The sequence below is a fragment of the Priestia megaterium genome, from assembly GCF_046599315.1.
GTDB lineage: Bacteria > Bacillota > Bacilli > Bacillales > Bacillaceae_H > Priestia > Priestia megaterium_F.
This window is the reverse complement of the sequence record NZ_JBKIKC010000001.1, coordinates 583,637-601,765: the sequence shown is the minus strand read 5'-3', so window position 1 is coordinate 601,765 and position 18,129 is coordinate 583,637. Positions and strand designations below refer to the sequence as shown.

At 39.0% G+C, this 18,129-nt stretch carries 16 protein-coding genes and 1 pseudogene; 9 read left to right on the top strand and 8 right to left on the bottom strand.

Annotation, left to right across the window (positions count from 1 at the left end):
- Window positions 1-3: 3 nt before the first annotated feature.
- The 3 genes from ACLHDF_RS03360 to ACLHDF_RS03350 form a co-directional block, all read right to left on the bottom strand.
- Window positions 4-738 carry a class I SAM-dependent DNA methyltransferase gene (locus ACLHDF_RS03360; RefSeq protein WP_413917605.1) on the bottom strand — a complete coding sequence of 245 codons (735 nt, stop codon included), beginning with the start codon at window positions 736-738 and terminating at the stop codon, window positions 4-6.
- A 432-nt stretch (window positions 739-1,170) separates the two neighbouring features.
- Window positions 1,171-1,893: an AbrB/MazE/SpoVT family DNA-binding domain-containing protein gene (locus ACLHDF_RS03355; RefSeq protein ID WP_413917604.1), complete on the bottom strand. Its 723-nt coding sequence runs from the start codon at window positions 1,891-1,893 to the stop codon at window positions 1,171-1,173.
- A 467-nt stretch (window positions 1,894-2,360) separates the two neighbouring features.
- Window positions 2,361-2,516, bottom strand: a complete 156-nt coding sequence (locus ACLHDF_RS03350) for a hypothetical protein (RefSeq protein WP_413917603.1) — start codon at window positions 2,514-2,516, stop codon at window positions 2,361-2,363.
- Window positions 2,517-2,821: 305 nt separating this feature from the next.
- Between ACLHDF_RS03350 and pgaC the strand changes: the two genes are divergently transcribed.
- The 4 genes from pgaC to ACLHDF_RS03330 all read left to right on the top strand — a co-directional run bounded on the left by pgaC (window position 2,822) and on the right by ACLHDF_RS03330 (window position 7,455).
- The gene (gene pgaC / locus ACLHDF_RS03345) at window positions 2,822-4,078 is read left to right on the top strand and encodes a poly-beta-1,6-N-acetyl-D-glucosamine synthase (RefSeq protein ID WP_413917602.1); all 1,257 of its coding nucleotides are present in this window, start codon (window positions 2,822-2,824) and stop codon (window positions 4,076-4,078) included.
- Window positions 4,036-4,497, top strand: coding sequence for a poly-beta-1,6-N-acetyl-D-glucosamine biosynthesis protein PgaD (pgaD, locus tag ACLHDF_RS03340; protein ID WP_413917601.1), 462 nt, complete (start codon window positions 4,036-4,038; stop codon window positions 4,495-4,497). Before pgaC ends, pgaD begins: the two co-directional genes overlap by 43 nt.
- Entirely contained in the window at window positions 4,494-5,360 is an 867-nt protein-coding gene (locus ACLHDF_RS03335; protein ID WP_413917600.1) for a polysaccharide deacetylase family protein, read from the top strand. The genes pgaD and ACLHDF_RS03335 overlap by 4 nt, the downstream gene beginning before the upstream one ends.
- Before the next feature lie 379 nt (window positions 5,361-5,739).
- On the top strand, window positions 5,740-7,455 hold the full coding sequence (locus tag ACLHDF_RS03330; protein WP_413917599.1) for a putative bifunctional diguanylate cyclase/phosphodiesterase: 1,716 nt from the start codon (window positions 5,740-5,742) through the stop codon (window positions 7,453-7,455).
- Window positions 7,456-7,727: 272 nt separating this feature from the next.
- On the opposite strand, the gene spoIIP is transcribed toward ACLHDF_RS03330, so the two are convergent.
- On the bottom strand, window positions 7,728-8,912 hold the full coding sequence (spoIIP, locus tag ACLHDF_RS03325) for a stage II sporulation protein P (RefSeq protein WP_413917598.1): 1,185 nt from the start codon (window positions 8,910-8,912) through the stop codon (window positions 7,728-7,730).
- Between the two features lie 150 nt (window positions 8,913-9,062).
- Between spoIIP and ACLHDF_RS03320 the strand changes: the two are divergent.
- Window positions 9,063-9,239 (top strand): annotated as a pseudogene (locus ACLHDF_RS03320) (YcxB family protein); the annotation flags it as partial.
- A gap of 62 nt (window positions 9,240-9,301) precedes the next feature.
- Here the strand turns inward: ACLHDF_RS03320 and ACLHDF_RS03315 are convergent.
- The 3 genes from ACLHDF_RS03315 to pruA all read right to left on the bottom strand — a co-directional run bounded on the left by ACLHDF_RS03315 (window position 9,302) and on the right by pruA (window position 12,833).
- Window positions 9,302-10,105 (bottom strand): YwqG family protein, encoded by an 804-nt coding sequence (locus ACLHDF_RS03315; protein WP_413917597.1) that lies wholly within the window; start codon window positions 10,103-10,105, stop codon window positions 9,302-9,304.
- Between the two features lie 172 nt (window positions 10,106-10,277).
- Window positions 10,278-11,192 carry a proline dehydrogenase family protein gene (locus ACLHDF_RS03310; protein ID WP_413917596.1) on the bottom strand — a complete coding sequence of 305 codons (915 nt, stop codon included), beginning with the start codon at window positions 11,190-11,192 and terminating at the stop codon, window positions 10,278-10,280.
- 72 nt (window positions 11,193-11,264) lie between these two features.
- Window positions 11,265-12,833 (bottom strand): L-glutamate gamma-semialdehyde dehydrogenase, encoded by a 1,569-nt coding sequence (gene pruA / locus ACLHDF_RS03305; RefSeq protein WP_413917595.1) that lies wholly within the window; start codon window positions 12,831-12,833, stop codon window positions 11,265-11,267.
- A gap of 521 nt (window positions 12,834-13,354) precedes the next feature.
- Between pruA and ACLHDF_RS03300 the strand changes: the two genes are divergently transcribed.
- The 3 genes from ACLHDF_RS03300 (at window position 13,355) to ACLHDF_RS03290 (ending at window position 16,536) form a co-directional block, all read left to right on the top strand.
- A complete protein-coding gene (locus tag ACLHDF_RS03300) occupies window positions 13,355-14,749 on the top strand; it encodes an amino acid permease (protein ID WP_098602543.1) in 1,395 nt (464 codons plus the stop codon).
- A gap of 40 nt (window positions 14,750-14,789) precedes the next feature.
- On the top strand, window positions 14,790-16,178 hold the full coding sequence (locus tag ACLHDF_RS03295) for an amino acid permease (RefSeq protein ID WP_413917594.1): 1,389 nt from the start codon (window positions 14,790-14,792) through the stop codon (window positions 16,176-16,178).
- A gap of 244 nt (window positions 16,179-16,422) precedes the next feature.
- Complete coding sequence (locus ACLHDF_RS03290; protein WP_013058504.1) at window positions 16,423-16,536, top strand: YjcZ family sporulation protein; 114 nt, start codon at window positions 16,423-16,425, stop codon at window positions 16,534-16,536.
- A 41-nt stretch (window positions 16,537-16,577) separates the two neighbouring features.
- Here the strand turns inward: ACLHDF_RS03290 and ACLHDF_RS03285 are convergent, their stop codons facing one another.
- Window positions 16,578-17,252: a hypothetical protein gene (locus tag ACLHDF_RS03285; protein WP_413917593.1), complete on the bottom strand. Its 675-nt coding sequence runs from the start codon at window positions 17,250-17,252 to the stop codon at window positions 16,578-16,580.
- A gap of 639 nt (window positions 17,253-17,891) precedes the next feature.
- Here ACLHDF_RS03285 and ACLHDF_RS03280 point away from each other — a divergent pair.
- Window positions 17,892-18,092, top strand: coding sequence for a cold-shock protein (locus ACLHDF_RS03280; RefSeq protein WP_413917592.1), 201 nt, complete (start codon window positions 17,892-17,894; stop codon window positions 18,090-18,092).
- Window positions 18,093-18,129 lie beyond the last annotated feature (37 nt).

Sequence of the window (18,129 nt, the reverse complement as noted above, 5' to 3'; positions counted from 1 at the left end):
CGTTTATCTGTTCTTCACACCGCTCATCAGCAAAAACAAAGGAATGCGCATTCGACGCTCGTAGGTTTCATAGCTGTCGAAGTGTTCTTTTTGAGGACATGCTTCTTTTAAATTTGTGACGGTAAATCCGCTTTGCTGCATTAAAGTAAAGTATTCTTCAAGCGTACGATGATATTTTTGAACGTATCCGCCCATCCAGTGCTGCTGGCGGAATCCCATTGAGAAATAGTTGTCTACGATCCAGTTTGTGCGTAGAGCAGAAGGCTGAAGAGTAGACGTAATGACTGGGTGTTCAACGGAAAAAATAAATCTTCCTTCAGGCTTGAGTGTTTGATTCACTTTGACGAAAATGGAGGCTAAGTCTTCCATATAGTGGAGAGACAGTCTTGCGGTAACTAAATCGTATTCAGCCCGGGGTGGAGTATAGTGCTCCATCGATTTATGAATAACTTTTGCATTTTGATAGTTTGAAAGCTGTTGGTGAGCTGCGTTTATCATATTGGTGGAGCCGTCCACTCCCGTATACGAGAAACACCCTTGTGCAAGAAGCTCCACGCCAAATCCAGCGTTTCCGCATCCCAAGTCTAAAACGTTTGCATCTGTAACATCACCTAGAAGCTGTAGAATAGCCGGTTTTTCAATCGTATCATTCGCATTTTCTTTCTGCTGCCGGCGTTTTGTATATGCTAAAAACGTCTCGTCATTATCGTAAAACTCAGCACCTGTTGAGATCTTCAACTAAATCAGCCTCTCTTTATCTATGCAAAGTATCTCATTATACGCATACATTCAGGTTATTTGCAATTATTTTGATAAATATAGAAAAAATGTTTTATTTTAGAGGGAGTGCTATCAGGAGGAGTAACCGGTTTGTACACGCTTATGGAAGGAATCATTGAGTATGATAAGAAGACTATTATTATATAGCGTTAATCGTTGACAGTGACAAAGTAAAATTCTACACGAATAATCCGGCATATCGAGGTAGTATCACACTCACAGTAAAAGAGTGGATGAGTCGTTTTAGCGATTATCCTGTAAAGACAACATATAAAGAAATAAAAAGGTAAGTCTAAAAGCTAAGAGTTGAGTATAGAAGTGTGAAACAGATGCTAAACTCTTAGCTTTTTTCTTGAAGTTATAGGGAAGCATTTGTTTCGAGAGTCGTTCTTATTTCGATAATTTTTCAACAATTGCCGAGTCTATTTGCTGAGACAATATACTGCTAATTTCTTTTTCATTCTCTACTTTTTCTAAGATGAGCTGCTTATTGCCCGTCTTTATTTTTAACATCGTACCTGAGTGGATAGAAAAATTGTCTCGCAGCTTTTTAGGAATGGTAAGTCGAAAACGGTCATCAATTTTTCGAGATTGAGCCGTAAACATTAAAGTCGTTTTTTTGCCAAAATTCATTTCATATTTTTGAATCACGATGTTCTTTTTTTGATTAATAAAAAATTGAACTTCCATGTTTGCATCCAATTCAACTGACGTTAAAAGTTCAGAAGTGAGCTGAATCTGCCGTCCGGCTAATGTTACATAATAAGGAATTGCTGCAGCTTTTTGTGAAAGCGCTATCGATTTTTCGTCTCTTTTTTTCATAACAATTTGCTGTTCTACCACGTATAGCTCTACATAATCAAAGAGCTTAAGTTCATAGTCATCTCGCAGGGATCTCGGAACGACTATTCTACCTGCATGGTCAATTGTTCGAATGAAGGCATGAGAAAGCATGGGTACATTTTCATTATGATGATCAATAATAATCCAATCATCGCAGCTCCGTAAAAAAACCTTGTCGTTCGCCTTGAGTTTCGTTAGTTGCATAAACAAAGAAGGAAGGGATACTCTTCCCATTTCATCAATAATACACTCTTCTTTTTTTGTACGCATCTTGCTACTTAATCCTTTCTAAAACATTTTAGATGGGGTATGTTACTTAAATTACACAGCATTTATTTCTTTGTCAAATGAAGCAAATGAGTATTTATTCATTGTAAAGATTGCGAAATACAGGAAGTTTAACCCGGTCTATTATACGCATAACTATTCTATATAAACATTAATAATTGAAGGGGATAGCCAATCTATTAATTGGAAAAATGGAGAATAGAAGCGTTTTTTTTCTTTAAATAAAAAAATTAGGAAAAGGCTTAAAAAGGCCCAGCATCTCTTTTCTAAACAGTAGGTTTAGATGTTTAATTAAAAAATTGAGCTATACTTAGTCTGAATGATGAATAGATTTATGCATATTAAGCGCAGAAAAAATTTTAAACGGTACTTTTTTTACTAGGTTTGGAGATTGGTTATAGTTGAAGGATAAAGAAAAAAGCTCAAAGCAATAAGCTTTGAACCAGTTTTTATCGCTTTTCAACCAGCAGCAAGCTGAAGGTAGCAATTGGTCCTAAAACAAGGGATAACAAGAACCAATTCAACCCGGTTCGGTTTTTACCTTGCGCTAATCCGGCATTAATTAAGGCCAGCGTTCCCCATCCTACAACGTATTGATTATCCATATGACACCCCGCTAATAATGGTTTCTTTGTTTGAACAACAAAACCTGTATTAGCATATATATCTATATTTTTGGTTGAGATTCCTGAATTAGGATAGAAAAAAGTGAATGTCTTTAAGAAGTTTCATTTTCCAACTTAGTGAAGAATGATGCTTCTTATTTATATTTATAAATTCATAATGTAGGAAGAAAAGTAGTTTAAAAGACTCTTTTTAAGATGGTTAAAATTACTATGTTCTATTTAATCAATTTAGTGATAAAATTGTCACTCTATGCAATTTTAATTGGTGTGAAGGAGTCAGAAAAATGAATATGCAACACGTCTTAATACCTGGATTCGAAAAGCTTGCGAGCTTTGTTTTCTGGTATCCATTTATCATGTCTTTATTTTGGATTGCTGGCACGCTTATTTACATACGCTATCGAGACCGAGATCCTAAAGTTGATTTTTCAACAATTGACTGGCCGTTAGTGAGCTTTTTAGTGCCTTGCTATAATGAAGAGGAGACGATTGAAGAAACGCTTAAGCACCTTTTGGCGTTAGATTATCCGTCTAAAGAAATCATCCTTATTAACGATGGAAGCACGGATGGAACAGCTGAAATATTAAAGCAGATCAGCAAGGATTATCCTGAAGTTCGTGTGGTTCAGCTTTATGAAAATAAAGGGAAAGCCAATGCGTTACATTTAGGTGCGCACGCATCTAAAGCCGAGTTTTTAATCTGCTTAGATTCCGACGCTATTTTAGATCAAAACGCTCCGTATTATCTAATTCATCATTTTCTTCATAAAGGGGAACGGCTGGGAGCCGTTACCGGAAATCCGCGCATTCGAAACCGTAATACGCTGCTGAGTCGCATTCAGCTAGTTGAGTATTCTTCTATTATCGGTTCTATTAAACGAACACAGCGAATTTTAGGGAAAGTAATGACGGTCTCAGGCGTAGTAGTGGCTTTTCGAAAGAAAGCACTTGTGGACGTCGGACTGTGGGATCGTGACATGATTACGGAAGATATCGCCGTAAGCTGGAAGCTGCAGCAGCGCTTTTGGGATATCCGCTATGAACCGAGAGCACTGTGCTGGATGCTCGTGCCCGAGACCTTAAAAGGAATTTGGAAGCAGCGAGTACGCTGGGCTCAAGGCGGCCAAGAGGTAATGCTTCGCCACTGGAAAGTATTATTGAAATGGAAGCAGCGCAGAATTTGGGTTGTATATCTAGAACAGTGGATCAGTACCTTTTGGTCATTCGCATGGCTGTTTGTAACTCTGCTGTTACTTGTTACGGCGGGCAGTCCTCAAGACATGCTGTTTTGGTTTACATTTACCTCGTTTTCCCTTGTGTTTATGAGCTTAATTCAGCTGTTTATTGCGCTGAAAATTGATTCGAAATATGACAGAGTGAAGCGATATTACGTATGGGCCGCATGGTACCCGGCGCTTTACTGGATTGTGAATACGGTTGTGGTAATAAGTGCATTTCCTCGCGCCATCAGATCTAGAGTGAAAGGAGGCTATGCCACATGGAGCAGTCCAGACCGCGGCTTAACCAAGAGCAAATCATGATTCAAGCCAAACAGCCTCTTGCTCGATTGGTGATAAGTATCGTTATTTCATCTGTTTTTTGGCTGTATAGTGCTATGGTTTTTTGGTTTTTTCTTTCAGCTGTTATCGGAGTAAATGACCGTTACAGCGGGGTATTGAAAATTACGTTCAAAACAACAAACGGCGAGATTCGAACGTTTTTAGTGATTGGGCTTGTTATTTTTTGTTTCTTTTTCCTATCTCTCTTTTTATGGAGATCCTACAACAAAAAGCGATTTGGAAGCTTAAACCGACGAAAAGAGCCGGCGTATACGAATATAAAAGATTTAGAGCGCCTTGAGCTTTTACCTAAGGATCAAATTCAAGAACTTCAGCGTGCGAATTATATCGAGTTTGACGTTAATCCGTTAAAACATATTGAGGAGAGGAAGCACGCATGAAGAAATATGTATTCTTCCTTTTGGTTGCGGCAGCGGTAGTTGGCTTTATTTCCTTTAAGGTAGTGAACTGGGAAGACAAGGCGAAAGGAACAACGACCGTAGAGCCAACGTTTGAGACGAACGGATGCTTAGGCTTAAATTATCATCGCGTGCGTAAGCATAATTGGTTTAATCGAATTGTCAGCTCAGTTACAAAGTCTGACGAACTGACAGAGTATAGTGTCTACAGCAATGAGTTGGAACATCAGTTAAAAAAGCTGAAGGAACTTGATGCTACGTTTGTTACGCCAAAAGATATTGAAACGTATCAGCAAAAAGGGACGTTTCCAAAACGCTGCGTTTGGATTTCATTTGATGATATTGACCGTACAGTGTATCAAAATGCGTTTCCGATTTTAAAAAAGGAAAACATTCCGTTTACCTTATACGTGATCGCAGGACAAGTGGGAGCAACTGATTTTCAAAATTTAAATATGGCTTCGTGGGATCAGCTAAAAGAAATGATGGACAGCGGCCTTGCGACCATTGGTTCGCATACATATGATATGCATCGTTTGGAAGAAGACAAGCCTTTATTTCTGACGCCTGCTAAATACAGCGCGTTTGCTGAAGATTTACGAAAAAGCAAAGAAACGATCAAGAACCATTTAGGAGTGGACCCCGTTTACTTTGCGTATCCATACGGTAATACAAATGATGATGTAGCTAAAATTGTGAAAGATGCTGGATTTCACCAGGCAGCTATTTTAGCGCCGCATGTCATTACAAAAGATAACGATCCGTATTATATTAACCGAATCGTTGTATACAACAAAACCTTTCAAAATTTGATCCTTCCGTGGCTGACACGTGCGAATTCATAAGAAGAAAGCGGAAAAAGCCTCTGTTGAAGCAGAGGCTTTTTTTCTATTCACGATCAAAAGGTATGGCAATTAAGTGAAGAAAGTACACTTTCATTTCTATAAAAATCATTTTAATGTTACCATAGAAAAGTTGTGATAAACGACTTGGATAAACGAAACTATCTATCAATTCTTTTACAAACTTCGTGTAAGAAGCTTGTAAAGGTAAAAAGAGGAAAAAAGCGATTGTACGCTTACCATTTTAATAATGTAAGGCAATTGGACAAATCAATTCGTTGTCCGGTGCTGATTAAATTGTATTCATTATTCACGATTCCTCTCTATCATTCCATTATGGGTTTTGTTTTATCGTTAAAATTTTGACAAAGGTGTATAGGCTATGGAAAACAGGCATTTTGAATATAAATTTAAAGAAGCGCTGAAGAAACTAAATGATATTGAGCTTGCGTTAAATGAATCATCGATTGTAGCTATTACAGATAGTCGCGGATTCATCAATCACGTGAACGATAAATTCTGTGAAATTTCTAAGTACGAAAGACAAGAGCTCCTAGGTGAAGATCATCGTATTATTAATTCAAAACATCACTCAAAACGGTTTTTTAAAGAGTTATGGAACACGATCAGGTCAGGGAAGGTATGGCACGGAGAAATAAAAAATAAAGCAAAAGACGGTTCGTATTACTGGGTAGATACAACTATCGTTCCTTTTTTAGACGAACGAGGCAAACCATATCAGTACGTATCAATTCGTAATGATATTACAAAGCGAAAAGCGTACGAAGAAAAAATTAAGCAAATGGCTTATTATGATCCTTTAACCAATTTGCCTAATCGCTACTGGTTAAACAAGCAGCTGAAAAAACTGCTTATAGATGAAGAATCTCTTGAACTGCTGGCCATTTTATTTTTAGATTTAGACCGCTTTAAATTAATAAATGATACGCTTGGCCATCATCACGGAGATGTGCTGCTGAGGCGGGTAGCAGAAAGGTTGAGAAAATCTATTCCTTCCTCGGATTTTATCTCACGGCACGGGGGCGATGAGTTCATTTTAGTGCTGCATTCTCTGAAGACTGTTGCAGAAATTGAGGAAATGACCGAGCGGATTGTAAAAGAAATGTCGCTGCCTTTTTATATAGACGGAGATAAAGTGTTAACTTCTACGAGCGTTGGCATAAGCCTATTTTCGAAGGAGTGTCGGCAGCATATTATTCCAAAAGAAGCAGATGAACTAATCGATCGGCTCATTAAGCAAGCCGATATTGCGATGTATGTGGCAAAACGAAATGGACGAAACACATATGAAATGAGTTCGTCTTCATCAAATGAACGAATGATTAAAAGAATCAGTATGGAGAATGAGTTGAAATATGCGCTCGAAAGAAATGAGTTTAAATTGGTTTATCAGCCGTTAATCGATTTAAAAACGTCTGATGTCATAGGGGCAGAAGCGCTCATCCGTTGGAATAGCGCAAAATTTGGTACCGTCTATCCAAATGAATTTTTGCCCATTTTAGAAGAAGTAGGTCTGATTGTGCCGGTCGGGAAGTGGGTGTTAGAAGAAGCGTGTAAGCAAATGAGAATATGGACAGAAATGAATTCAAAAGCTAGTAAAATAGGGGTAAACGTGTCACCGATTCAGCTGAAGTCCTCACGATTTGTAACCGATATGGAACAGATCTTGAAAGAAACAGGCCTTGAGCCGCACTTTCTTGAACTTGAAATCACTGAAAGCGTTATTCAAAACAGTCAAGAATCAAAAAAAGTGCTAAACCGCCTGCGGAGTCTAGGGATAAAAGTGGCGATGGATGATTTCGGAACGTGTTATTCTTCCCTTAGCTACCTTAAGTACTTGCCGATCAATACGTTGAAAATTGATAAATCATTTATTGACGACTTAGACGAAGTCGGAAAAGTGTTAGTAGAAACAATTATTCAAATGGGGAAAAAGCTTAACTTTGACTTAACTGCAGAAGGAATTGAAAATGAAAAACAGCTGCAGTTTGTGACGGAACAAGGCTGTCATATCGGTCAAGGCTATATATTTGATAAGCCGCTTTCTCCTGAGGAAATGAGCCGTCTGTTGAAATGAAGGAGAAACATGTGTAGGGAAAGAAGCTCTTTAATAGAGCTTTTTTATGGTTTTTAATACTATGTGAGGAGTGAGAAAGTCGTGAAAGAGTACGTAGGAACCTGCACGGTATGCGAGAAGAAAGTGTACTGTTTAGAAGGATTTTTGAACGGTGTGGTTGTTGAAGGAAAGCTGGTGTGCTTTGCGTGTGAAGAAAAGGCGAAGTGCGACTCTTGTAAAAACAAACACTAGCTATCTTGATAGCTAGTGTTTGTTTTTACACATATAATCATTTACTGCGCATTCACTTTTTCAGCTTGCCAGTAATACTCGCTGAACGCATCTGAAAAAGCTTTGACGGTATTTGTGAGTTCTTCCATGTTGTTATCGACTCCTCCTACTTCAATCAAAATGGAGCGATCGGATAAGTCTTGATTATACAAGCCGTTATTTCCGCTTGTTTTCTTTTTGCTTAACACTCCGCGGCTAAGACCCGGGTATTTTTCTTCAAGCTTTTCATGAAGAGCTTTGGCCATTTTAACATTTTCATCAAATTTTGGGTTCGCTTCACCTAATACAATCATCATTTTAGCGTATGATTTGCCGTTAATAGTAGCCGTTGTTTTGTCTTGGCGCAGTGAATCGCGGTGAATATCAATTAAATAATCTACGTCTTTGTTTTGCTGAAGGGCTGTTTCTACTACACTGCGAGACATCGTATAGGCTCGTCCTGTACCCCAGCCTTTTTCATTCAGTTTTTGAGTCATGTTGGTTGTATCTACTTCAGAGCCGATTCCATCCGCTTTTAATTCCATTCCTAGCATTTGACCAACGAGCGTAATATTGGTTTTGTTATCAACTGCTTTATTTTCATTTGCTTCACCTTGCATACTAAGTAAAGGAAAATAAGATTCCCAGCTGTGCGTGTGATAGATGTACACAACTTTTTTGTCTCCCGTGCTTTGCTTGGCCTGTATTTGAGATTTCTTTTTGCTTTCTTCATACGTTTTGCTTTCAGCAGGATCCAAATCACGTTCCCCTGAAATGCTTTCGAGCGGAGGAGCCGATTCATGAGGAATGGTTGTATAATCCGTTCCTTCACCGGCTAATAGAATATGAGAATCAAAAATAGAAAAGCCGGGCAGTTCGGATCCAAATAAACTTCGTGCATCCGCCACGCGAATATTGGTCGCAAGCTGCAAGGCGACAGAAGAAAGAGGAGGCGGAGAGAAGTCTTCTTCAAAGGCATTTGAAAAGTGGTGGTTTTCCGTATGCATCAAGTAAAACAAACTTTGAGCTTTATAATTTGATAATGCTTGATAGACAACGTTTGAGCGCAGCGTATGCTGAAGAGTTGAATAAGTGACGGCAAAAATAGCAACAGATGTTAAAAGAACAAATAGTATGGCTATAATCAATGATTTATAAGAAAGTATCCAAAAAAGCTTTTTAGGCTTTTCAGTAAACTTATTTTTCATAAAATGAACCTCCTCTAATGAAATTTTAAAATCAACAGGTGAGAACTCTAAGAGGAGAATCTTATGTATCTACTATTTACTCTATTAAAAAGAAAAAGAAATATGATAGAAACCGTGATATTTAACAAAACATAAAAAAGTTCAAGAGGAGAAATGAAGACTCCTTGGTCAAGCATTACTCAAATTAGAGAAACTGATGAACATATCTTTATACTTGTTAGTGCAATGAGCGGCTACGTTATTCCTACAAGCACATTTGCAGATGTAAAAGCGCTACGGCAGTTTAAAGAAACGCTCAATGCCGCAAGGGCCGGAAAAAAAGGTTGAGTGGTAAATAACAGTAATATAAAAAACTCCCTCTTAGAACTACATCTAAGAGGGAGTTTTTTTCAACAGCAGTCCCAGTTGTATAAAATATCTGTAAAGTTACGCTTGCGAAGGTCTTCTTCTTTGATGAAGAAATTTGCCACCCCCGCATCACCAAACATAATATCAGCTTCGTTATCCATGGCGAATTGAAGAAGCAGAATATTGTATGCGCGCAGTGCTTGATCGTATTCTCGTGGGTCAGTTTGAGCGAAAAAGGCATATCCGCCCATTTTATGATACTCGCCCGTAAGCTCATCCCAGTAGATTTCTTCGGTTTCTTCATCGTCAAATAAATTTGATTCTATATCGTTGTATTGATAATCAGTAGGGGAAACGGGTTCACTTCGTACTTCAAACTGTAAGCCTACTTCTTGAGGAATAGGGAACATATCTCGATCAATGTCTTCTAGATACGTGAAATCTGTTGTTAGCTTGTTTTCGTTGGTTGTTACGTCTTCGTAGAAAACGACGCGAAAGTCTTCTTGAGCCGTAGGATGGTCAAAATCAAGACCGTACACATCACCTGTGTTTTCATTATCGGCTCCGCAAATAAAAAATTGAAGCATGCCTTGTGATGGCATATTTTCATAGGCAGGCACGTCAGAAAAATTGATTTGTGCCATCATCAGCATTGGTTTACCCTTGGAATCGAGAGGATGACTTGCTTCTAGAGGAAGGTAGGGGTTGCCGCCAAACTTGCTTTCATATAATTTTGGACTGCTCATGACGGTATTAATATGGATGTAAGGCTTACATGTTTTTTCGATTTTTTTTCGGTAAGGCTCCAGTGCAGGAGGCAGTGCTAATTTTGATATAGGATTCATATGTACTCTCCTTTTTGTTTATAGTAAAGGAACGTTTGTTCGTAATGTTATTTTATCGTAATACATACTGAAAGGGAAGAGAAATAGTATAAAAAAACCCTTTATAGAAGCATCTACAAAGGGTACAAAGAAATGATAGCGTTTTCATTATGATACTTACTAAATAGATTGCTTATTTAGAAAAGAATCCTTTTAAAGCAAATGCTACGTTTTGCGGTCTTTCTGCTAAGCGACGCATAAAGTAACCAAACCAGTCGTTGCCAAATGGAACGTATACGCGCATTGTATAGCCTTCTTTTGCAAGACTAAGCTGCATATCTGTTCGGAATCCGTACAGCATTTGAAATTCAAACTGCGTGCGCGGGATGTTGTTTTTGTGAGCAAACTCTTTTACTTTTGCAATAATGTTATGGTCATGAGATGCAATGGCCGTGTATGTTCCGCTGAGCAGATGCTCTTCGATAATTCGCATATAGTTTTCATCAATTTGGGCTTTATCTTGAAACGCTACGGTTGGTGATTCTTGGTACGCGCCTTTTACCAAACGAAGAGGAATTCCTTTTAACTCTTTTACGTCTTGTTCAGCCCGGAACAGGTAAGCTTGAATAACCGTTCCGACATTATCAAACGTCTCGCGAAGCTCTCGTAAAATATCTAACGTCATTTGACAGTGAGCGTAGTCTTCCATGTCGATTCGGACAAAGTTATCATATTTCTTCGCCGTTTCAAGAATGCGGCGCATGTTCTCAACGCAAAAGCTGCGGTCGATATCCAAACCAAGCTGAGTCATTTTTACAGATAAGTTGCATGTTACACCAGCTTTGCCCATAGCTTCTAGTGTTCTGACGTTATATTGAGTCGCTTCGATGGCTTCTTCTCTGCTTGAAACAAATTCCCCTAAATGATCAAGCGTGCAAACAAGTCCTTTTTCATTCAGTTCTTGCACTTTTTTGATTGCATGTTCAATTGTGTCACCAGCTACCACTTGAGCTGCACCAAAGCGAAGGCCCCATTTTTTCGCCGCTTTATTTAGCGCTTTATTTTGGGAAGCGTGAAGAAACACATTTTTAGATACTTCTGCTAACATAAATATCTCCCCCTATAGAAAAAATCCCTTGTTGTTTTAAGATAGAGCAGCCTAGGGCTGCTCTACTGAGTATTAAAGCGTTGTGCTTGTTGTTTTTGCTTGTAAGTGCAGGATTAAGTAATCAGGACCGCCAGCTTTTGAATCTGTTCCTGACATATTAAATCCGCCAAACGGCTGGTACCCAACAATGGCACCTGTACAACCGCGGTTGAAGTAAAGGTTTCCGACATGGAACTCTTCTTTTGCACGCTCGATGTGTTCAGGCGTATTTGAAAGAAGGGCACCTGTTAAGCCGTAGTCTGTATTGTTAGCAATCTCCATCATATGATCGAAGTCGCGTGCTTTGCAGAATGCTACAACTGGGCCGAAGATTTCTTCTTGCATTAAACGTGCCTTTTCATCGACATCTGCAAAGATTGTAGGCTGAATGAAGTAGCCTTTTGAATCATCTGCTTCTCCGCCAGTCATTAAACGGCCTTCTTCTTTGCCGATTTCAATGTACTTTGTAATTTTGTTGAAAGAAGCCTGATCAATAACCGGTCCCATATAGGTATTCACATCTTCAGGGCTGCCCATTGTTAATGTTTTTGTAAGCGCAACTGCTTTTTCAAGAACGATATCGTATACGTCTTGGTGAACAACCGCACGAGAGCCTGCTGAACACTTTTGTCCAGAGAAACCAAATGCTGAATACACAATAGAAGAAGCAGCTAAATCTAAATCGGCGTCTCTATCTACAACGACCGTGTCTTTACCACCCATTTCAGCAATGACGCGTTTTAGCCAGATTTGACCAGGCTGTACTTTTGCTGCGCGTTCATAAATGCGGCAGCCTACTTCACGAGAACCTGTAAATGAAACGAAGCGTGTTTTTGGATGATCTACTAAATAGTCGCCAATCTCGCTTCCGCTTCCTGGTACGTAGTTTAATACGCCGTCTGGAAGGCCAGCTTCTTTCATTACTTCTACAAATTTTGCCGCAATCACCGGTGTGTTGTTAGCCGGTTTTAATAGAACTGTATTTCCTGCTACGATCGCTGCTGCAGCTGTTCCAGCCATGATCGCTAACGGGAAGTTAAACGGTGAAATAATAACGCCGACACCAAGCGGAATGTAATTAAACTTATTTTCTTCACCTTCACGGCTTTCAACAGGCGCGCCGTCTTTTAGCTGCACCATTTGACGAGCGTAGTATTCAAGGAAGTCAATCGCTTCTGCTGTATCAGCATCCGCTTCTTTCCACGGCTTTCCTGCTTCTTTTACAAGGTAAGCTGAAAATTCATGTTTGCGGCGTCGAATAATGTCTGCTGCGCGGAAAAGAATATCTGCTCGTGCTTCTGGCGCTTCTTTTTTCCACGTATTAAATGTAGAAAGTGCCGCTTGCATTGCTTTTTCAGCCAAGTCTTGATCCGCTTTTGAGACGCGGCCGATAACTTCTGCTTTATTTGCTGGGTTAATTGACTGAATTTGATCTTCTGTTGTAATTAATTCCCCGCCAATTACAAGAGGATAGTCCTTTCCAAGCTCTGATTGTACAAGTTCTAATGCAGCTTCAAATGCATCTTTGTTTTCTGCAACCGTAAAGTCAGTGAAAGGTTCGTGTTTGTAATTTTTGATCTCGCTAAGATTCATTGTGTTCATTTTCATTACCCCTTTTTTAGAAAATTTACAACATAATTAATATTCCAACACCCTATACCTGTATTATAATCACGTTATTATCGTTTTGTACATAGTTTTTTAACAAAAATGTTCAAAAAGTTTAAAAATAAACACTTTTGTTTAAAAAACCAATCGATCTATGTTTTTTATAGTGATTTTGAACAAAAAGAATATGGGTAAGTATATGGAAAGATGGTTTGAAGTAAAGAATTACGATAGTAGAAAGAGTTTATTGTTAGTAAGCTAAAATAATCTTCCTTTCAAAAAAAACAATAGACAAAGTTGTTCAAGATAAATTATCATATAATTCGAAAAGTAGTTTTTGTCGAATGAAGCTGGCTTTTGAGCCAAGTGAAGGCTTCATTTGAATGTGCAGATAGAGGGAGGGTAGAAAAACAGCAGTTATTTATCCACATTTTTGTAAGGGCTTACATATCTAACGCGCGATGCGAAGAACGTGTAATTCTTTAAATGACGGTTTTTATGAGGAGGATTTTAACATGAGTCATCAACCGCCTGAGTTAAAAAAAGAATTGAAAATTCGACACATAACCATGATTTCTCTAGGAGGAATTATTGGTGCCGGTTTGTTCATTGGAAGCGGATCGCTCATTAACGCAGCAGGTCCAGGCTCCATCTTTTCATACGCGTTTGCCGGTTTACTGGTGATTTTAGTTATGCGGATGCTGGGAGAAATGTCTACAGCTAATCCTTCAAGCGGCTCGTTCGCCACATATGCCAGAGAAGCGCTTGGGCCGTGGGCCGGCTACACAATTGGCTGGCTATACTGGTTTTTCTGGGTCATTGTTATTGCAGTTGAAGCGATTGCTGGTTCCACTATTATTCAATATTGGTTTCCGTCTTTACCGTCTTGGGGTGTGAGTCTGATCCTAACATTTTTATTAACTTTAACGAACTTATACTCCGTTAAATCATTTGGTGAATTTGAATATTGGTTTTCACTCATTAAAGTGGTTAGTTTAGTGCTGTTTTTACTTTTAGGAGGAGCGATTATCCTCGGTTTAATACCGGGAGTAGAGTCTCCGGGAGCGTCGAACCTTCTTCATAGAGGCGGATTTCTTCCAAACGGCATCAGCTCTGTCTTTTTAGGAGTGGCGATTGTAATGTTTTCTTTTATGGGAACGGAAATTGTCGCAACAGCGGCTGGAGAATCAGCTCAGCCTGAACGAGCGATCACCATCGCAACGAATACCGTTATTTATCGTATTTTAATTTTTTATCTTGGGTCAATTTTAATCTTGGTTACCATCCTTCCATGGGATTCTTCAAGCTTGATGAAAAGTCCGTTCGTTTCGATTTTAGAGCTGGTAAACGTACCGGCAGCGGCTCAAATTATGAACTTTATCGTACTGACTGCCGTTTTGTCTTGCTTAAATTCAGGTCTATACACGAGTTCTCGTATGCTGTACTCAATGGCGCAAAAAGGAGACGCGCCGCGCATGTTTTTGAAAGTGAATAAAAAAGGCATTCCGTTTAATGCCATTGTAGGGTGTACCGTGATTTCTTACATCAGCGTTGGTTTTAACTATCTTTCACCTGATAAAATCTTTTTATTTTTAGTAAACGCATCGGGAGGCGTAGCGCTTCTAGTGTACCTTGTTATTGCTTTTTCACAGCTGCGCATGAGAAAAAAATACGAAAAAGAAAAGCCGGAAGCTTTAAAAATCAGAATGTGGCTGTTTCCTTATTTAACATATGGAACGATTGCGGCGATCACAAGCATCTTTATTGCGATGGCATTTATTGATTCACTTCGCACTCAATTTTATCTCACGCTGCTAATTGCAGTATTTGTAGTGTGTTCGTACTTTTTTATGAAAAAGAAAAAAGATAATAGTTCCCTATCAGGACAAGGGAACAAAAGAATTTCTTAATAGAAGAGAAAACCATCACGAGTGGCTAGGGGGAAGTGAATTGGCAAACAAAGAGTTAAAAAGAGGGCTTGAGTCTCGTCATATTCAAATGATTGCCCTTGGAGGAACGATTGGGGTAGGATTGTTCATGGGTTCAGCAAGCACAATTAAATGGACGGGGCCATCCGTCCTGCTTGCGTATGCCATTTGCGGCGTCTTTATTTTCTTTATTATGCGTGCAATGGGTGAAATGCTGTATTTAGAACCGAGCACCGGTTCGTTTGCGACATTTGGTCATAAATATATTCATCCATTAGCTGGCTATATCACGGCTTGGAGCAACTGGTTTCAATGGGTGATTGTCGGCATGGCAGAAATTATTGCCGTCGGGGCTTATATGCAGTACTGGTTTCCGCATTTGCCGGCGTGGGTTCCGGGAATTGTCGCTATGATCATTCTCGGTGCGGCAAATTTAATTTCGGTGAAATCTTTTGGAGAATTTGAATTTTGGTTTGCGATGATTAAAATTGTTACCATTGTTCTGATGATTATCGCTGGTCTTGGCCTTATTTTCTTCGGTCTTGGAAACGGCGGAGAAGCGCTCGGACTGTCGAATTTATGGGCAAACGGCGGTTTCTTTACAGGCGGATGGTCGGGATTTTTCTTTGCTCTGTCGCTTGTTATCGCTGCATATCAAGGAGTAGAGCTTATTGGGATTACAGCAGGGGAAGCAAAGAATCCTAAAAAAACGTTAACAAGCGCGATTCAAAGCTTAATTTGGCGTATTTTAATTTTTTATATCGGCGCCATCTTTGTTATTGTAACGGTCTATCCGTGGAACGAGCTGGATTCACTCGGCAGTCCATTTGTTTCTACATTTGCTAAAGTAGGAATTACAGCAGCTGCGGGAATTATTAACTTCGTGGTTATCACAGCGGCAATGTCTGGATGCAATAGCGGAATTTTCAGCGCAGGACGTATGCTTTATACGTTAGGTGTGAACGGACAGGCTCCTGCATTCTTTACAAAGGTTTCTCGAAACGGTGTGCCTATTTATAGTACCGTTGCCGTGATGCTTGGCTTAGCTGCGGGCGTTGTCTTAAACTATATTGCGCCTCCAAACGTGTTTGTGTACGTGTACAGTGCGAGCGTGCTTCCTGGTATGATTCCGTGGTTTGTGATTCTCATTAGTCAGATTCGTTTTCGAAAAGCAAAAGGAGCAGCGATGGATCAACATCCATTTAAAATGCCTTTTGCGCCTGTGACGAACTACGTAACAATCGCTTTTTTACTGATGGTGCTTGTAGGTATGTGGTTTAACGACGAAACGCGCATATCGCTTATTGTCGGCATTATCTTTTTAGCTATTGTCGTGCTGAGTTACTATGTACTTGGTATCGGTAAGCGCGCGGAAATGCTGTCTTCTGAAAGTCGTAAGCTAGTGAAATAAATCATTTTTTAAAAGAGCCCTTATTGGAAATAAGGGCTCTTTTTAACGGGAGAGGAAGAGGTACCAGCGCCTTTCTTATGCAGTTTTCTTTCTTTAATAACGAAGTGGAGGATAGGGGGAATAAAGAAAAAGTAAAAAAACAGAGTCAAAACGGCGTGTTCAGGCATAAGATAATCCAACTCAAGCGAAATGCAAGCAGCATTTTCCTTGAGGAAAGAGTAACTAAAGAAAAGGAAGTGTTCGTATGTCTGGAAACGCTGGATATGGTCATGGATCTGGTTTTGCTTTATTAGTTGTATTATTTATTTTATTAGTGATTATCGGTTGCAGCTGCTACGGCGGAGGCTTTGGCTGGTAATTCACTCATTAAAAAAGCCCTATAAGGGCTTTTTTCAATACTTATAAATAGCGCTTCTTTCCGTTTTGATAAATGTTTACATGAAAGCCATTCATATCACCGTTATAGGTTTTCGTAGGTAAATCAGGTATTTTGACAGATGCAGTAATTTCTACAATTTGATACCCTTTTGATTCTAACGTAACGGTATGAGGTCTAGGTTTGTTCATCATACGTAAAAAATACTGTTCATCTTCAAATGGAAAGCGCTCATCGAGTGCTACTTCAAACGTAACAGGTTTTGAACGGTGATTTTCAAATGAAAGGTCACAGGTACCTGTTAATACGGTTTCTTTTTTATTCAGCTCAAATGTACAAATGCTGTTTTCAGCGTCGTAGGAAACGGCATATATTCCTGGCAATACGGTCTTTTGCATGGCTTCAACCATATATACAGGACCGGACGCAACGATCAATGCAGCCAAAATCGTTAATTTTACTCGGTGCCGGTTCAAACTTTTATAAAGTAAAAAAAGACTTATTAAAAGTATGATTGCCCATGCATTGTTAGCATAGTAAAATCCCGTCATTGTTGCTTCATTTCCATAAATGGGGAGTCCTAAAAAAGAAAAAATAGAATTAATGAGCGGCGGTGAGTTAGGGAAAGGGATATTTAAAATAAAAACAACTAGTAAAAGGATGAGTCCCTTTGTAAAAAGTGATCGTTCACGAATCATGTTGTTCCTCCTTAGCTATAAATCACGTATCATTATATACTATTATTATCTTTTTTTGTAATTAATGGTTATATTATTGTGTTAGGGAGGGAAGCTGAATAAAAACTTTTTTAGTAGTTAGGCATTGTGAAGCAGAAGGATAGGAAGAAAAAGCATCACTCACAGAACAAGGTGTACAGCAAGCTCAGCAGTTAATAAATTATTTGAACGAGCTAGATTATAACATGGTTGCGTTTAACGAACCCTGATGTGTATCGAAGCGATCTTGAAAAGAAGAACGTTTCTATTACACGGCTATGGAATGAGAAGAAAGTAAATTGATTAAATGAATGATTTTTTTGCAGATGATAAACTTTGCTCGATATAAAAGCTTTATGCCGCATCGCGATTTAGAAATTTTGTTAGCTTCAAGGCTTTCACAGAGGCTTTTAGCAGATACATAATGAATATAAAATCTGTTTTAGAACAGAAATTTGCTATTTGGAAATTGATATGTTACACTAAGGTTAATTATTTTTGTTCGGTATGAAATTGAAAGAAGAGAAATATTCTTCAATAGAAATTTTTATCTGGAAATAGTACGATTGAGCAAGGGTAGTAATATATGCGTGGAGTAATTCCACAACTGGAGGAAATAGTATGACTGAAGGTACAGTAAAATGGTTTAATGCAGAGAAAGGTTTCGGTTTCATCGAAATTGAAGGCGGAGACGATGTATTCGTACATTTCAGCGCGATTCAAGGCGAAGGATTCAAATCTTTAGAAGAAGGTCAAAAAGTGACTTTCGATATCGAGCAAGGTCAACGCGGTGCACAAGCTGCTAACGTTGTAAAAGCATAATTTTATGCAATCCAAAAAAGACTCCGACTTTGGACGG

What these genes read in the sequence shown, in the direction of transcription:
- ACLHDF_RS03315 (WP_413917597.1), bottom strand. Translation starts at nt 10,105, where the DNA reads ATGAATCCTATATCAAAATTAGCACTGCCTCCTGCACTGGAGCCTTAC.
- pruA (WP_413917595.1), bottom strand. Translation starts at nt 12,833, where the DNA reads ATGAACACAATGAATCTTAGCGAGATCAAAAATTACAAACACGAACCT.
- ACLHDF_RS03350 (WP_413917603.1), bottom strand. Translation starts at nt 2,516, where the DNA reads ATGGATAATCAATACGTTGTAGGATGGGGAACGCTGGCCTTAATTAAT.
- ACLHDF_RS03285 (WP_413917593.1), bottom strand. Translation starts at nt 17,252, where the DNA reads ATGATTCGTGAACGATCACTTTTTACAAAGGGACTCATCCTTTTACTA.
- pgaD (WP_413917601.1), top strand. Translation starts at nt 4,036, where the DNA reads ATGGAGCAGTCCAGACCGCGGCTTAACCAAGAGCAAATCATGATTCAA.
- ACLHDF_RS03290 (WP_013058504.1), top strand. Translation starts at nt 16,423, where the DNA reads ATGTCTGGAAACGCTGGATATGGTCATGGATCTGGTTTTGCTTTATTA.
- ACLHDF_RS03330 (WP_413917599.1), top strand. Translation starts at nt 5,740, where the DNA reads ATGGAAAACAGGCATTTTGAATATAAATTTAAAGAAGCGCTGAAGAAA.
- ACLHDF_RS03355 (WP_413917604.1), bottom strand. Translation starts at nt 1,893, where the DNA reads ATGCGTACAAAAAAAGAAGAGTGTATTATTGATGAAATGGGAAGAGTA.
- pgaC (WP_413917602.1), top strand. Translation starts at nt 2,822, where the DNA reads ATGAATATGCAACACGTCTTAATACCTGGATTCGAAAAGCTTGCGAGC.
- ACLHDF_RS03310 (WP_413917596.1), bottom strand. Translation starts at nt 11,192, where the DNA reads ATGTTAGCAGAAGTATCTAAAAATGTGTTTCTTCACGCTTCCCAAAAT.
- ACLHDF_RS03300 (WP_098602543.1), top strand. Translation starts at nt 13,355, where the DNA reads ATGAGTCATCAACCGCCTGAGTTAAAAAAAGAATTGAAAATTCGACAC.
- ACLHDF_RS03335 (WP_413917600.1), top strand. Translation starts at nt 4,494, where the DNA reads ATGAAGAAATATGTATTCTTCCTTTTGGTTGCGGCAGCGGTAGTTGGC.
- spoIIP (WP_413917598.1), bottom strand. Translation starts at nt 8,912, where the DNA reads ATGAAAAATAAGTTTACTGAAAAGCCTAAAAAGCTTTTTTGGATACTT.
- ACLHDF_RS03280 (WP_413917592.1), top strand. Translation starts at nt 17,892, where the DNA reads ATGACTGAAGGTACAGTAAAATGGTTTAATGCAGAGAAAGGTTTCGGT.